Source organism: Achromobacter sp. 46006 (assembly GCF_059761975.1).
In genome coordinates this window covers 94,133-108,566 of sequence record NZ_JCBANN010000008.1, presented here as the reverse complement: position 1 = coordinate 108,566, position 14,434 = coordinate 94,133, and the positions used below count along the sequence as shown (strand labels likewise).

The 14,434-nt window shown below is 68.4% G+C and carries 16 protein-coding genes; 8 read left to right on the top strand and 8 right to left on the bottom strand.

The window, feature by feature from the left end; translation table 11 throughout:
- Positions 1–37: 37 nt before the first annotated feature.
- Genes ybgF through AC6LKG_RS07030 form a run of 3 tightly spaced genes read left to right on the top strand, consistent with a single transcriptional unit; the run spans position 38 to position 2,570 of the window.
- The gene (gene ybgF, locus AC6LKG_RS07040; protein ID WP_498163672.1) at positions 38–730 is read left to right on the top strand and encodes a tol-pal system protein YbgF; all 693 of its coding nucleotides are present in this window, start codon (positions 38–40) and stop codon (positions 728–730) included.
- The gene (locus AC6LKG_RS07035) at positions 730–1,773 is read left to right on the top strand and encodes a FecCD family ABC transporter permease (protein WP_498163671.1); all 1,044 of its coding nucleotides are present in this window, start codon (positions 730–732) and stop codon (positions 1,771–1,773) included. Before ybgF ends, AC6LKG_RS07035 begins: the two co-directional genes overlap by 1 nt.
- The gene (locus tag AC6LKG_RS07030) at positions 1,770–2,570 is read left to right on the top strand and encodes an ABC transporter ATP-binding protein (RefSeq protein WP_498163670.1); all 801 of its coding nucleotides are present in this window, start codon (positions 1,770–1,772) and stop codon (positions 2,568–2,570) included. Before AC6LKG_RS07035 ends, AC6LKG_RS07030 begins: the two co-directional genes overlap by 4 nt.
- Positions 2,571–2,623: 53 nt before the next feature.
- On the opposite strand, the gene AC6LKG_RS07025 is transcribed toward AC6LKG_RS07030, so the two are convergent.
- On the bottom strand, positions 2,624–3,121 hold the full coding sequence (locus tag AC6LKG_RS07025) for a YbaK/EbsC family protein (RefSeq protein WP_498163669.1): 498 nt from the start codon (positions 3,119–3,121) through the stop codon (positions 2,624–2,626).
- 139 nt (positions 3,122–3,260) lie between these two features.
- On the opposite strand from AC6LKG_RS07025, the gene AC6LKG_RS07020 reads away from it, so the two are divergent.
- Positions 3,261–4,070, top strand: a complete 810-nt coding sequence (locus tag AC6LKG_RS07020) for an alpha/beta fold hydrolase (protein ID WP_498163700.1) — start codon at positions 3,261–3,263, stop codon at positions 4,068–4,070.
- A gap of 19 nt (positions 4,071–4,089) precedes the next feature.
- On the opposite strand, the gene AC6LKG_RS07015 is transcribed toward AC6LKG_RS07020, so the two are convergent.
- Positions 4,090–4,560: an Lrp/AsnC family transcriptional regulator gene (locus AC6LKG_RS07015; protein WP_498163668.1), complete on the bottom strand. Its 471-nt coding sequence runs from the start codon at positions 4,558–4,560 to the stop codon at positions 4,090–4,092.
- 244 nt (positions 4,561–4,804) lie between these two features.
- On the opposite strand from AC6LKG_RS07015, the gene AC6LKG_RS07010 reads away from it, so the two are divergent.
- On the top strand, positions 4,805–5,761 hold the full coding sequence (locus AC6LKG_RS07010) for a DMT family transporter (protein WP_498163667.1): 957 nt from the start codon (positions 4,805–4,807) through the stop codon (positions 5,759–5,761).
- Between the two features lie 91 nt (positions 5,762–5,852).
- Here AC6LKG_RS07010 and fusA read toward each other — a convergent pair whose 3' ends face one another.
- The 4 genes from fusA to AC6LKG_RS06990 all read right to left on the bottom strand — a co-directional run bounded on the left by fusA (position 5,853) and on the right by AC6LKG_RS06990 (position 10,621).
- Positions 5,853–7,964 carry an elongation factor G gene (gene fusA, locus AC6LKG_RS07005; protein WP_498163666.1) on the bottom strand — a complete coding sequence of 704 codons (2,112 nt, stop codon included), beginning with the start codon at positions 7,962–7,964 and terminating at the stop codon, positions 5,853–5,855.
- 280 nt (positions 7,965–8,244) lie between these two features.
- Entirely contained in the window at positions 8,245–8,709 is a 465-nt protein-coding gene (locus AC6LKG_RS07000) for a universal stress protein (RefSeq protein ID WP_498163665.1), read from the bottom strand.
- An 87-nt stretch (positions 8,710–8,796) separates the two neighbouring features.
- Positions 8,797–9,141, bottom strand: coding sequence for a protein tyrosine phosphatase family protein (locus AC6LKG_RS06995; protein WP_006392903.1), 345 nt, complete (start codon positions 9,139–9,141; stop codon positions 8,797–8,799).
- A gap of 46 nt (positions 9,142–9,187) precedes the next feature.
- Positions 9,188–10,621, bottom strand: coding sequence for an aminotransferase-like domain-containing protein (locus AC6LKG_RS06990; RefSeq protein WP_498163664.1), 1,434 nt, complete (start codon positions 10,619–10,621; stop codon positions 9,188–9,190).
- A 135-nt stretch (positions 10,622–10,756) separates the two neighbouring features.
- Between AC6LKG_RS06990 and AC6LKG_RS06985 the strand changes: the two genes are divergently transcribed.
- Both AC6LKG_RS06985 and AC6LKG_RS06980 read left to right on the top strand, forming a co-directional pair.
- Positions 10,757–11,674 (top strand): DMT family transporter, encoded by a 918-nt coding sequence (locus tag AC6LKG_RS06985; RefSeq protein WP_498163663.1) that lies wholly within the window; start codon positions 10,757–10,759, stop codon positions 11,672–11,674.
- On the top strand, positions 11,671–12,315 hold the full coding sequence (locus AC6LKG_RS06980) for a LysE family translocator (RefSeq protein WP_498163662.1): 645 nt from the start codon (positions 11,671–11,673) through the stop codon (positions 12,313–12,315). Before AC6LKG_RS06985 ends, AC6LKG_RS06980 begins: the two co-directional genes overlap by 4 nt.
- A gap of 10 nt (positions 12,316–12,325) precedes the next feature.
- Here the strand turns inward: AC6LKG_RS06980 and AC6LKG_RS06975 are convergent, their stop codons facing one another.
- Together AC6LKG_RS06975 and AC6LKG_RS06970 are read right to left on the bottom strand one after the other, a co-directional pair.
- Positions 12,326–13,018: an LrgB family protein gene (locus AC6LKG_RS06975; RefSeq protein WP_498163661.1), complete on the bottom strand. Its 693-nt coding sequence runs from the start codon at positions 13,016–13,018 to the stop codon at positions 12,326–12,328.
- The gene (locus tag AC6LKG_RS06970) at positions 13,008–13,412 is read right to left on the bottom strand and encodes a CidA/LrgA family protein (protein WP_498163660.1); all 405 of its coding nucleotides are present in this window, start codon (positions 13,410–13,412) and stop codon (positions 13,008–13,010) included. The genes AC6LKG_RS06975 and AC6LKG_RS06970 overlap by 11 nt, the downstream gene beginning before the upstream one ends.
- Before the next feature lie 96 nt (positions 13,413–13,508).
- On the opposite strand from AC6LKG_RS06970, the gene AC6LKG_RS06965 reads away from it, so the two are divergent.
- Complete coding sequence (locus AC6LKG_RS06965) at positions 13,509–14,396, top strand: LysR family transcriptional regulator (RefSeq protein ID WP_498163659.1); 888 nt, start codon at positions 13,509–13,511, stop codon at positions 14,394–14,396.
- Positions 14,397–14,434 lie beyond the last annotated feature (38 nt).

Sequence of the window (14,434 nt, the reverse complement as noted above, 5' to 3'; positions counted from 1 at the left end):
GCCGTCCCGACGTTTGTTTTTATCCCCGGGAATTTTCATGCGCGATACCGTTCTGTCCCTGCGTCCCTTGATGGCGGCCACCGGCCTGGTGCTGGCCGTCCTGGCGGCACCCGCCCACGCTTTCTCCGATGATGAGGCCCGCAAGGCCATCCTGGATTTGCGCCAGCAAGTACAGCAGCAGAACGAGCAGAACCAACGCGCCAAGCTGCAATTGGCCGACCAGATCCAGTCGCTGCAACAGGAAATCGCCCAGTTGCGCGATCAGCTCGAACTGGTGTCGCGCCAGCAGCCCAGCGGCAACCGGCCGGGCGGCGCTCCGGGCGGGGCCAACCCGCCGGGGGCCACTGCCGGCGATCCGCAGGAACAAGCCGCCTACGATGGCGCCATCGATCTGTTCCGCAAGGGCCAATACAAGGACGCCTCCGAATCGCTGGCCGCGTTCACCGCGCTCTACCCCGCCAGCCAACTCGCGCCCAGCGCCCAGTTCTACCTGGGCAGCAGCCGTTATGCGCTGAAGGACTTCAAGGGCGCCATCGAGCAGTTGACCGCCATGGTGCAGAAGGCGCCCGACAACGCCCGCGCGCCGGACGCCCTGCTGGTCATCGCCGGCAGCCAGATCGAGCTGAACAACCGCGCCGGCGCCAAGACCACGCTGCAGCGGATCGTGCGCGACTACCCGACCACGCCGGCCGCCAACACGGCCAAGAGCCGCCTGCAATTGCTGCAGTAATGGCGCCAGCCGCCACCGCGGTTACCGCCTACCGGCACATCCTGCGCCGCCGCGCGGGGCTCATCGCCCTGCTGCTGGCGGCGATTTGCATTGGGCTGCTGCTGGACGTCGCCGTCGGGCCGTCCGGGCTGACGGTTGCCGAACTGTGGCAGACCCTGGGTGCGCCGGCATCGGCCGATCCGACGCTGCGCGTGATCGTCTGGGACATCCGGCTGCCCTACGCGTTGATGGCCGCGCTGGTGGGCATGGCGCTGGGCCTGGCCGGCGCCGAAATGCAGACCATTCTGAACAATCCCCTGGCCAGTCCGTTCACGCTGGGCGTCTCCTCCGCGGCCGCCTTTGGCGCGTCACTGGCGATCGTGCTGCACCTGGGCGTGCCCGGCCTGCCCGATAGCTGGCTGATCGCCGCCAATGCCTTCCTGTTCGCCATGCTCGCGGCGCTGCTGCTGGACGGCGTGGCGCGCCGGGGAGGCCTGAATACCTCGGGCGTGGTGCTGTTTGGCATCGCCATGGTGTTCACCTTCAATGCGCTGGTGTCGCTGGTCCAGTTCACCGCCAGCGCCGAAGCCTTGCAGAACCTGGTGTTCTGGACCATGGGCAGCCTGTCGCGTTCCAACTGGACCACGGTGGCCGCGCTTGGGCTGGCGCTGGCGCTGGCCTTGCCGCTGGCCATGCGCCAGTCCTGGAAGCTGACCGCGCTGCGCCTGGGCGAAGAACGCGCCGCCAGCTTCGGCGTGGACGTGCGCCGGGTGCGCGTGGCGGCGCTGGCGCGGGTCAGCCTGCTGTCGGCACTGGCAGTGGCGTTCGTCGGCACCATCGGCTTCATCGGCCTGATCGCACCGCACATCGCCCGCCGCCTGGTGGGCGAGGATCACCGCTTCTTCCTGCCGGGCAGCGCACTGGCCGGCGGCGTCATCCTGTCGCTGGCCTCGGTCGCTTCCAAGAACCTCGCGCCCGGTGTCATCGTGCCGGTGGGCATCGTCACTTCGCTGATCGGCATTCCGTTCTTCATCGCGGTGGTGCTGCGCCGGAGCCTGCCATGAGCGCCCAGTCAACCCCGCTGCTGGCGATCGACGGCCTGACCGCCGGCTATGGCAGCGTCGACGTGCTGCACGAGCTGTCGCTGCCCCCGCTGGGCGCCGGCCAGGTGACCGCCCTGCTGGGCCCGAACGGCAGCGGCAAATCGACACTGCTCAAGGCCCTGGCGGGCCTGGTGCGCCTGCGTGCCGGCCACGCGCGACTGGATCGCGTGGACCTGGGAGCCATGGATTTCGCGGCCCGCGCGCGCCATCTGGCGTACCTGCCGCAAAGCCTGCCCGCCGCCGTGCACCTGCGGGTGTTTGAGTCGGTGCTGGTGGCGGCCCGCGCCAGCGAGGCCGACGGGCCGCCGGCGGACCTGGACGCCATCGAACGGCTGCTGCAGCGGCTCGGCATCGGCCATCTGGCGTTGTGCTACCTGGACGCGTTGTCCGGAGGCCAAAAACAACTGGTGGGCCTCGCCCAGGCCCTGGTGCGGCGCCCGCGCGTGCTGCTGCTGGACGAGCCGCTATCGGCGCTCGACCTGAACTACCAATTCCACGTGATGCGGCTGCTGAAACAGGAAACCGCCGGACATGGCTTGATCACCCTGATCGTGCTGCATGACTTGAACGCGGCGCTGCAGCATGCCGACCGCGCGGTGATGATCCACGACGGCAGGCTGGCGGCGGCGGGCGCGCCGGCCGAGGTCATCACGCCCGCATCGCTGGCGTCGGTGTATGGCGTACGCGCCCGCGTCGAGACCTGTTCGCGTGGACGGCCGCAGGTGCTGATCGACGACCTGGAGGCCCGTCCGCACTGAGCCGGGTTCGGACTTGCATCGCCGAGGGCCTCCGGCCTGAGATTGCCGCGCCTCTAGGCGCGCTGCGCCACATCGGCAACCGGCGCGCCGGTCATGGCGGCCAGTTGCTGCGGCGTCAGGTTGAACACGGCATGCGGATGCCCCGCCGCCGCCCACAGGCTGTCGTACTGGAACAGATCCTGGTCGAGCAGCATCACCGGCTTGACCGCATGGCCGATGGGGCAGACGCCGCCGATGGCGTAACCGGTCATGTCTCGCACGAACTTGGCGTCGGCCTTGGCCAGCGCGCCGACCTGCTCCGCGACCTTGGACTCATCGACGCGGTTGATACCGCTTGCGATGACCAGCACCGGCGCGTCGTCGGCGGCCCGCCGGAAGATGATCGACTTGGCGATCTGCGCCACCTCGCACCCCAGCCCCGCCGCGGCTTCCGCCGAGGTCTTGCCGGTCTGCGGCAGCACCACCACCGGCTTGTCGTGGCCCAGCTCGGCCAGCAGGCGGGCGACGCGTCGGGCGGACTCGGGAAGATCGGCGGGGGTGGCGAGGGACATCTGGCGAACTCCGTTCAAGACAAAAAGATCGGGAACGAGTTTATCAGCCCGGCCAATGCCCCCGCCGCGGGCGCGGGCGGGCGGCCGCCGCGGAAACGAACCGGCTAGAATGCCCGCCTGGCTTCCCGACCCCGACCCGATGCGTTCCGAACCCGTCCTGCCCCTGCAAAGCGCCGATATCGGTGGCTATGCCATGTCCTATACCGAATACGGCGAGGGCGAGCCCTTGGTGCTGGTACACGGTTCGCTGTCCGACTGCCGCTACTGGAAGTCGCAGATGGCGCCGCTGGGCCGCTCGTTCCGGGTGCTGGCGGTGTGCCTGCGCCGCTACTGGCCCGAAGGCTGGGATGGCGCAGGCGATGGCTTCTCGGTAGCGCAGCATGGCGCCGACGTGCTAGCGTTCATCGACCGCGTGGCGGGCCAGCCGGCCCACCTGGTGGGCCATTCGCGCGGCGGCCGCGTGGCGCTGGAAGCGGCGTTGGCCCGGCCCGACGCATTGCGCAGCCTGACGCTGGCCGATCCCGGCCTGCCGCTGCCCGGTGGCGACGATGCCCGGGGCGGTTTTCGCCAGCGGGCGCTGGAGCTGATCCGCGACGGCGCCGTGGAAGAAGGCCTGGCGCTGTTCGTGGACACGGTGACCGGGCCGGATACCTGGCAGCGCATGGTGCCCTGGTTCAAGGAGATGGTGCGCGACAACGCCGGCACGCTGTTCGGCCAGGCTCGCGAAACCCCGGCCTCGCTGAGCCCGCACGAGATCGCCTCTCTGACCCTGCCGACGCTGCTGATCGGCGGCGCCTTGAGCCCCGACCCGTACCCCGCCGTGCTCGACGCGCTGGAGCGCTGGCTGCCGCAATCGCGGCGGGTGAACATCGCCGGCTCGTCGCACGGCATGAACCTGGGCAATCCGCGCGCCTTCAACGGCGCCATCGAATCGTTCCTGCGCGGCTGAACCTGAACCGCGCGCGCCGTCAGGGTTCGACCGACGGCGTGTGCTTGAGGCGCTTGAGCACGAAGGTCGAGCGGCTGTGGCGCACGCCGGGCAGCTTGTAGAGCCGCTTGCGCAGAAATTCCTCGTAGCCCTCGGTGCCGGCCACCGCGACCTTGATCAGGTAGTCGTACTCGCCCGTCACCAGGAAAGCCTCCACCACCTGCGGCAGGCGCGTGATGGCTTCGCCGAAACGCGCCAGGGTGTCGTCGTCGTGGTGTTCGAGCGTGACCTCGATCAGCACCGTGTCGGGCAGGCCCAGCGCCTTCTGGTTCAACAGGGCCGCGTAACCCTCGATCACGCCCGCTTCCTCGAGCGCCTTGACGCGGTTCCAGCAGGGCGTGGGCGACAGGCCAACCTGTTCAGCCAGCTTGAGGTTGGTGAGACGGCCGTCCGTGCGCAGGGCGCGCAGGATCTTGCGGTCGGTTTCGTCGATTCTGGGCAGCGTGGACATGGCGGGTAGGCAGCGAAAGACAACATCCCTATAAAATCTTATTTTAATAGATATATATTCTCCTCTCTCGCCAAAAGTGACGAGAATCAGGAAACCTATTTTCCAGATCCCGCCGTAGACTTTCCAGAAAGACGGGCATTACCCCGCCCGTCGGATCCAGCGCCCGCGCCGTGGCACAACCCGGCGCCGACGCCGGTGTAGTCCACCGCAGTGTGCCGCGCGCCGATCCGCGCGGCGGGAAATCATGTCTCACGCAGCAGCAGTACCCGCAAGAACCGGCCTGGGCCTGTCCGGCACCGCCATGCTCCTGGGCGCGCCGGCGCTATTCGCCTCCAACATGGTGGCTGCCCGCTGGGCCCACGACGCCGCCCTTCCCCCCGTTTTCCTGGCTTTCGGCCGCTGGCTGGTCGCCTTTCTGATCCTGTTGCCGCTGACCGCCCCCAGCCTGCTGCGCCATCGCCAGGCGCTGTGGCGCGGCCTGCCTACGCTGCTGCCGCTGGCGGTGCTGGGCATGGGCGTTGCGGTGGCGCCGCAGTACATTGGCGCCCAGAGCACCAGCGCCACCAACATAGCCCTGATCTTCTCGTGCAGCCCGATCCTGGTGGCGCTGCTGGAGGCGCTGATCTGGCGCAAGCCGCTCTCGCCCCTGCGCGCCGCCGGCCTGGCGCTGGCGCTGGGCGGCGTGCTGGTGGTGCTGACGCGCGGCGATGCGCGGGCGCTGGCGCGGCTGGCCTTCGGCCAGGGTGACCTGTGGGTGCTGCTGGCGGCCACCGGCTGGGCCTGCTACACGGTGCTGCAGAAGCGCCTGACGCTGCCGGCGGTGCCTGATGGCGCACGGCTGGCGGCGATGATGCTGGGCGGCGCCATCGCACTGGCGCCGTTCGCGGGCATCGAGGCCGCCGCCGGCACCGTCGCGCCATGGAGCGATCCGCGACTGGCCGCGGTGCTGCTGTTCCTGGCGGTGGTGCCCAGCCTGGGCGCGTACTACGTCTATGGCCGGCTTATCAGCCGCGCCGGGCCGGCCACGGCGGGCCTGTCGATGTTCCTGGTGCCGGTCTATGCCGCGCTACTGGCCTGGCCGCTGCTGGGCGAGGCGCCGCAATTGTTCCATGCCTATGGCTTCGTGATGATCCTGCTGGGCGTGAAGCTGGCCTCGTCGCGCATGCGCGCAGCGGCGGCTGGCGCCGCCGCGCCGGCCTGAAGAAAGGGCTGGCGGTTGAACGGCACCCGAAGAGTTGGACATCGATCCAACCTTTGGGAGGGTCGCCAGCCCTGCTTGCGCCTGAACCCAATCAACGGCCGGCGCCCTGCGCCGCGATCACTTCCTGCGCCACCTGGCGCGGCGCTTCGGCGTAGTGCTTGAACTCCATGGTGTAGGTGGCGCGGCCCTGCGTCAGCGAACGCAGCGAAGTGGAATAGCCGAACATCTCGGCCAGCGGCACCTCGGCGCGCACCACCTTGCCGCCGCCACCGGCGATGTCTTCCATGCCCTGCACCATGCCGCGACGCGAAGACAGGTCGCCCATGACGTTGCCGGTGAAGTCCTCGGGCGTTTCCACCTCGACCTGCATCATCGGTTCCAGCAACACCGGATCGGCGCGCCGCATGCCTTCCTTGAAGGCCATCGAGCCGGCCATCTTGAAGGCGTTTTCGTTCGAGTCCACATCGTGGTACGAACCGAAGAACAACGTCACCTTGACGTCGACCACCGGGTAGCCCGCCAGCACGCCAGCGTTGAGCGATTCGCGGATGCCCTTGTCCACCGCCGGGATGAACTCGCGCGGCACCACGCCGCCCTTGATGGCGTCGACGAATTCGTAGCCCTTGCCCGGTTCCTGCGGCTCGAGCTTGAGCACCACGTGGCCGTATTGGCCACGACCGCCCGACTGCTTGACGAACTTGCCTTCGACTTCGTCACAGGTCTTGCGGATGGTCTCGCGGTAGGCGACCTGCGGCTTGCCCACCGTGGCCTCGACCCCGAACTCGCGCTTCATGCGGTCGACCAGGATTTCCAGGTGCAGCTCGCCCATGCCGGAAATGATGGTCTGGCCGGATTCCTCGTCGGTGCGCACGCGGAACGAGGGGTCTTCCTGCGCCAGCCGGCCCAGGGCGATGCCCATCTTTTCCTGGTCGGCCTTGGTCTTGGGTTCGACCGCCTGCGAGATGACGGGCTCGGGGAACACCATGCGTTCGAGCACGATGACGTGCGCCGGATCGGTCAGCGTGTCGCCGGTGGTGACGTCCTTGACGCCGACGGCGGCGGCGATGTCGCCGGCATAGACCTCGGTGATCTCGCGCCGCTCGTTGGCGTGCATCTGCAGAATGCGGCCCAGGCGCTCCTTCTTTTCCTTGACCGGGTTGTAGACCGAGTCGCCGGACTTGACCACGCCCGAGTAGACGCGGAAGAACACCAGTTGTCCAACGAACGGGTCGGTCATGATCTTGAAGGCCAGCGCCGAGAATGGTTCCTTGTCGGTGGGATGGCGCTCGATTTCATGGTCGCGTTCGTCGTGGCCCTTGATGGCGGGCACGTCGACCGGCGACGGCAAGTAGTCGATGACCGCGTCCAGCATGGCCTGCACGCCCTTGTTCTTGAAGGCGCTGCCGCACAGCATCGGCACGATCTCGTTGGCGACCGTGCGCTGGCGCAGGCCCTGCTTGATCTCGGCTTCGGTCAGCGCCTCGCCGCCCAGGTATTTCTCCAGCAGCGTTTCATTGGCCTCGGCGGCCTTCTCGACCATTTTTTCATGCCATTCCTGCGCCTGCGCCTGCAGCGCCGGCGGGATGTCGCGGTACTCGAAGCGCACGCCCTGGCTGGCGTCGTCCCAGATGATGGCCTTCATCTTGACCAGGTCGATCACGCCCTCGAAGCCGTCCTCGGCGCCCACCGGCAGTTGCACCGGCACGGCGTCGCCCTTGAGGCGTTCGCTGATCTGGCGCTGCACGCGCAGGAAGTCGGCGCCGACGCGGTCCATCTTGTTGACGAAGGCCAGCCGCGGCACGCGGTACTTGTTGGCCTGGCGCCAGACGGTCTCGGATTGCGGCTGCACGCCGCCGACCGCGTCGTAGACCATGACGGCGCCGTCCAGCACGCGCATGGAGCGTTCGACCTCGATGGTGAAGTCGACGTGGCCCGGCGTGTCGATGATGTTGATGCGGTGTTCGGGGTAGTTGCCTGCCATGCCCTTCCAGAAGGCAGTGGTGGCGGCGGACGTGATGGTGATGCCGCGCTCCTGCTCCTGCTCCATCCAATCCATCACGGCGGCGCCGTTATGGACTTCGCCGATCTTGTGGGTGATGCCGGTATAGAAGAGGATGCGCTCGGTAGTCGTCGTCTTGCCCGCGTCGATGTGGGCGCTGATGCCGATGTTCCGGTATAGCTCGATAGGCGTCTTGCGAGTCATGGCCTCGTTCCTTGCAGTAATCACCAGGAGTGGGCGGCAGGTCCGACCGGATACTGCCGCGGCGGGCGCCATGCCGCGTTGAGAGGTGTGCTCGGGTGTTGCGAAACCGCGCCCGCACTATCCTTGAATATTACGCGCCGCGAGCCGCTTTACAAGCTTTAGCCATAAGCGCCATAGGGGTGGGGCGGACATGAAAAAGCCCCTCGGCGAGGAGGGGCTTGGCATGGCATCGGCGCCGGCGGGCCTGACAGTGCCCTGACATCGGCGGCGACCCGCGGGATTACTTCTTTTCTTCCTTGACGCGGTACACCAGCACGGCGGTGCTGGCCAGCGACAGCACCTTGGCGGTGACGCTGCCCAGCAGCAGGCGCGACAGGCCGCTGCGGCCGTGGCTGCCAATGAAGATCAGGTCGCAGCCGGCGTCGGCGGCAGCCTGCACGATGCCGTCGGCCACGTTGAAGTTGGACACGGCGCGCGCCTCGGACTTAACGCCGGCGGTGTCGGCGCGGTCAGTGATCTGCTTGAGGTACTTGTCGGCCTGCTCGGCCGAGGCCTTTTCGTAGTCTTCGTCGGTGATGGCATAGGCCGCGGCCATGCCGTCGAAACCGATGGTGGCGGCGAACGGCTGCGTCACGTAGAGGGCGACGACGTCAGCGCCCACGGAGCGCGCGAAGGTAATGCCGGCGTTGGCGGCTTGGGCCGACAGCGGCGAGCCGTCGGTGGGAATCAGGATCTTCTTGAACATCTTGCCTGCTCCTGTTTGAGAGGAAACTCCATGCTACCGGAAACCCGCCAGGTTCACATCAAGCGAACCCGGGGGCCTTGACGCGCATCAACCCAATTGCTGGGCGGCGGCGAACAGATTGGTGCAGCGGGTGCCGGTGCGGCAGTACGCCAGCACGGGGCCCGGCAGGGTGCGCAGCAGTTCGGCGAAGCGGACCACGTCGGCCGCGGTCATGGCACTGCCGACGACCGGCTGGTATTCGATTTTCAGGCCGGCGGCGGCAGCGGCCCTGGACACGTCGGCGGCGGTCGGCTGGTCGGGGCCGCCCTCGAAGTCGGGGCGGTTGATGATGACGCTTTTGTAGCCGGCGGCGGCCACATCAGCCATGTCGTCAGGCCCCAGTTGCGGGGCGACGGCGAAATTCTCGGTAAGGGGCTTGATCGGTGCGGACATGGCGATTCCTGGATGAGGTGAATTGCATATTATTGTAGGAGCGGTTTCAGGCGAAGAGCTTTTCCAGCACATTCCACACACCGCGGTCATCGGCCATGGAGACCGAGAAGCGCAGCATGGTCGACGGCCCCTGAGACGGCGAAAACAGGGTGCCGGGGGCCAGCAGCATGCCGCGATCGGCCGCGGCGCGGGCCAGCACCTCGCTGTCGCGGCCACAGTCGGCCCAGACGAACATGCCGGCCTGCGGTTCGTGCTTGATCGTCAGCCCCAGCTTGAGCAACCCTTTCAGGCAGCGCTGGCGGGCCTCGTCCACCCGCTGGCGCACGCGCTCTATATGGCGCCGGTACTGACCTTCCATCAGCACACGATGCACCACCCGTTCGCCCAGTTCGGGCGAAGTCAGGCCCGCCAGCATTTTCAGGTCGGCCAGCTTCTGCAGCAGGTCGGGGTTGGCGGCCAGGTAGCCCACGCGCAGGCTCGCCGCCAGCATCTTGGAGTAGCCGCTGACCAGGATGACGCGATTGAGCCGGTCCAGCACCGCCAGCTTCATGGCGCCGCCGGGATGCAGTTCGCCGTAGGTGTCGTCTTCCACCACCATGAAATCGTGGCGCTCGGCGATGCGCAGGATGTCGTAGGCGGCGCCGGCCGACAGGGTGTGGCCGGTGGGGTTGTGGACCGCGCTGTTGATGATGAACAGTTTCGGCTTGTGCTGCGCCGCCAGTTGTTCGAGCAAGGCGGTATCGGGGCCGTCGGGACCGCGCGGCACGCCGATCAGCCGCGCGCCGAAGGCCGCCAGGCGGCCGAAGATGACAAACCAGGCCGGGTCCTCCACCAGCACGGTGTCGCCCGGCTGCACCAGCAGGCGGGCGATCAGGTCCAGCGCATGGGTAACGCCATTGGTGGTGAGCAGGTTGCGCTCGGGATGGGCCGGCACGCCGTCGCTCTGCAGCGAGGCGGCGATCTGCTGGCGCAACGGTGAAAACCCCTGTGGGTGGCCATAAGACACGAGATGGCCCCGCACCGAACGGCCCACCGCGCGCACCGCGCCCGCCACCATGTCGGGATCGAGCCAGTCGGCCGGCAACAGGCCGGCGCCGCCGGGCATGCCGGGGCCGCCGCCCTCGCGGAACATGCTGCGCAGCAGCCAGGCGATATCGACCCGCGCCGGCGGCGTGAAATTCTGCGTCGACGCGGGCAGGGCCACCGGGGCCAGCGGCCCGCTGCGGGCGCGCACGAAAAAGCCGGCGCCGCGCCGCGACTGCACCAGGCCGCGCGCCACCAGTCGGTCGTAAGCCTCCACTACGGTGAAGCGGCTGACGCCGGACTGCTCGGCCATCTTGCGAATGGACGGCAGCCGGGTCCCGGGGCGCAGGCCCTGTTCGTCGATGCGCCGGGCCAGACCATCGGCCAATTGCGCCACCAGCGTGGCGTCGGCCTGGCGCACGGGCTGCCAGGGCATGGAAGGCGAAGCAACTGTCATGGGGATTTCACCAGGCCAGTGGTTGAAGTGACATGTATAAGTGTACCGGTACTGTACCGATAACTATGCGTAGAGTGACAGCAATGGCATCAGCCCGCAAGCCCCGCGGACCTGGCCCTTTTCCGACGCCCCGCCATGAACCGCTCCGTGCCGTATTCCACCCTGCAGGCCGCCCCCGCCGCGTCGCCCTGGGAAGGCTACGGCTACGGCTTCCTGGGGGTGCTGGTGTTTTCGCTGACGCTGCCGATGACGCGCGTGGCGGTGACCGAATTGCCGCCGCTGCTGGTGGGGCTGGGACGCGCCCTGCTGGCTGCGGTGCCGGCCCTGGCGCTGCTGTGGCTGACCCGCAGCCGCCGCCCCGGGCGCGCGGAATGGCCGGGCGTGATCCTGGCCGCGCTGGGCATCGTGGTCGGCTGGCCGCTGGCCTCGTCGCTGGCGATGCAGACCGTGGCCTCCTCGCATGGCGCGGTGTTCAACGGCCTGCTGCCGCTATCGACCGCCGCCTTCGCGGCCTGGCGCAGCGGTGAACGGCCCTCGCCCGCATTCTGGGCCTGGGCCGCGGTGGGCGCCTTGCTGGTGGCGGCGTTCGCCTTGCGCGAGGGCCACGGCGCGCTGTCGATCGGCGACTTCTGGCTGCTGCTGGCGGTGCTGCTGGGCGGGCTGGGCTATGCCGAGGGCGCGCGCGCCGCGCGCACGCTGGGTGGCTGGCGCACCATCTGCTGGGCGCTGGTGATCAGCGCGCCGGTGCTGGCCGTGCCGGTGGGCTGGATGGCCGCGCGGCAGCCCGGCTGGCCGGACGCGAACGTGATCGCGGCCAGCGCCTACCTGGCGTTCGGTTCGATGTTCGTGGGATTTTTCGCCTGGTACCGCGGCCTGGCCGCGGGCGGCATCGCCCGGGTCGGGCAGATTCAACTGCTGCAGCCGTTCCTGACGGTGCTGGCCGCAGCCCTGTTTTTCGACGAAGCGGTGGACTCGGGCACGTACCTGTTCGCCGCCGCCGTCATCGTGGTCATCGCCGGCGGACGCCGCGCGATCATTGGAGTCAAGAAATGACGTTGTTCCCCGCCAGCCTGGCCGATGTGCCGCTCGCTTCCCTGTCCTTGCTGGGTCCCCTGGCGCTGTTCGCCCTGGTCAGTTCGATCACGCCCGGGCCCAACAACGTCATGCTGGCCGCGTCCGGCCTGAACTTCGGCTTCCGCCGCAGCATGCCGCACCTGCTGGGGGTGAACCTCGGCTTCACCCTGATGATCTTCCTGGTGGGCGTGGGGCTGGGCTCGGTGTTCCAGCAGGTGCCGCAGTTGTACACGGTGCTCAAGTACGTGGGCGCCGCCTACCTGCTGTACCTGGCCTGGAAGATCGCCAACTCGGGCGGCATGGAGGACGGCGCCGTCAGCGGCAAGCCGATGACCTTTCTGCAGGCGGCCGCGTTCCAGTGGGTCAACCCCAAGGCCTGGGTGATGGCCGTCGGCGTCATCGCCACTTACACGCCGCAGGCCGGCTTCTTCTCCAATCTGGTCATCGCCACGCTGGTGTGCGGCATCGTCAACCTGCCCAGCATCGGCATCTGGGTCACGTTCGGCACGGCCCTGCGGCGCGTGCTGCACAAGCCCTGGGCAATCCGCGCCTTCAACATCAGCATGGCCCTGCTGCTGGTGGCCTCGCTGTATCCGGTGGCGCTGGAAGCCTTCCACTGACGCGGCCGGATCAGGCCAGCAATGCGACCACCACGGCGGGCGTGACCAGCACGTTGAACAGCCCGGCCATCACCATCACGAGCCCCGCCACCGCGCCCTCTTCGGCCGCCAGCTCGCGGGCCTTGGCGGTGCCGGCGCCGTGCGCGCCCATGCCGAACAGGGCGCCGCGCGCCAGGGCCGAGCGCAGCGGCAGCCAGCGGCGCATGCACTGGCCTATGGCCGCGCCGAACACCCCGGTGACGATGACGAAGACCGCGGTCAGGTCCGGCGCGCCGCCGACGTGCGAGGACACCGCCACCGCAAACGGCGTGGCAACCGAGCGCGGCAACAGGCTCAGCCGCAGATCCGGCGGCAGGCCCAGCAGGCTGCCCAGCGACCAGGCGCTGAGACCGGCAATGGCGCTGCCGACCACCACGCCTGCCGCCAGCACCGGCCAGTAGCGACGGATCAGCGCGCGCTGCTCGTACAGCGGCAACGCGAAGGCGACGATCACGGGCCCCAGCATCATCATCAACCAGTGCGAGCCCGACATGTAGTCGCGGTAGCCGGTATGCAGCACCAGTGCCAGTATCAGCAGCAGGGCCGGCGCCACCACCAGCGTGGAGGTCCACCAATAGGCGTAGCGCCGGTAGAACAGGCGCGCGCAGGCATAGGCCAGCACGGTGGCCAGCGGCCAGAACAGCAGATTGAATTCAGCCCGCATGGCGGTTCATCCAGCGGTAGCAGAGGTCGATCGTCAACGCGGTGCCAGCCATGACCAGCGCCGTGCCCAGCAGGATCACCGCCAGCAGCTTGGCGCCCAGCACGCCCAGGAATTCGCGGTGGTCCAGCAGCGACATCACCGCGGGCACGAAGAACAGCAGCATTTCGCCCAGCAGCCAGCTCGCGCCCCGGTGCACGTTGCGCACCCGCAGCAGGCCCGAAGCCAGCAAAACCAGCACCAGCGCCATGCCGATGACGCCGCCCGGCACCGGCAGGCCGGCGGCGTTGGCCAGCATCTGGCCCAGCAGGGAGAACAGAGTGATGAGGACGATCTGCAGCAAGCGGCTGCGGCGCAGCAGGCTGCGCAGGAGGACGGAATGGCGTGGGCGAGACATGGGGAGGGATTCCAGCGGATGGAAACGTTTTACGCCTGCCCGCGGCATAGATAAAATGAATTTGTTGAATCCAACCCATTCCAATCAGGCATAACCATGGATCTACGACCATTGCGCGCGCTGGTGGAGGTGGTCCGCCAGGGCGGTTTTTCCCAGGCGGCCAAAACCGTGTTCGCCACCCAGCCCACGGTCAGCAAGGCCGTGCGCCAGTTGGAGGACGAAATCGGCATGCCGCTGCTCGATCGCCAGGCGCAGCCGCCGCGGCTGACCGAGGCCGGCGAGATCGTCTACCGCCGCGCTGTCAGGATGTTGGCCGAACGCGACGATCTGTACGCCGAGCTGGACGAGCTGCGCGGCCTGAAGCGCGGCGTGCTGCGGCTGGGCCTGCCTCCGCTGGGCAGCAACGCGCTGTTCGCGCCGATGTTCGCGCGCTTTCGCAGCCGCTATCCGCAGATCGAGATCAGCCTGCTCGAACATGGCGGCCATCGGCTCGAGGAAATGGTGATGGCCGGCGAGATCGAGTTGGCCGCCTCGCTGCGGCCGGAATCCGGCGAGCTCGACTGGCAACCGGTGGCGCGCGAACCATTGATCGCGCTGCTGCCCGCCGACCACGCCTGCGCGCGGGCCGGGGCCATCGGCCTGGATCAGTTGCGTGACGCGCCCTTCATCCTGTTCGAGCGCGGCTTCGCGCTCAATCGGGTCATCCTGGACGCCTGCCAGCGGGCCGGCTTCGCGCCGGCGGTCGCCGCCCGCAGCGGCCAGATCGACTTCATCGTGGCGCTGGTCATGGCGGGCATGGGCGTGGCCTTCCTGCCGCGCCTGAAGGCCAACGAGGAACGGCATGCAGGCCTGGCGCGGGTGCCGCTGCGCGATCCCGGCACGGACTGGGAGATGGGCCTGGTGTGGCGCCGCGGCGGCTATCTGTCGCACGCCGCCCAGGCCTGGCTGGCGCTGGCGCGCGAGATGCATCCGGATACCGCTTGACGCGAGCCGCCAACATCCGCCGTTGTATGCTGGCGCCG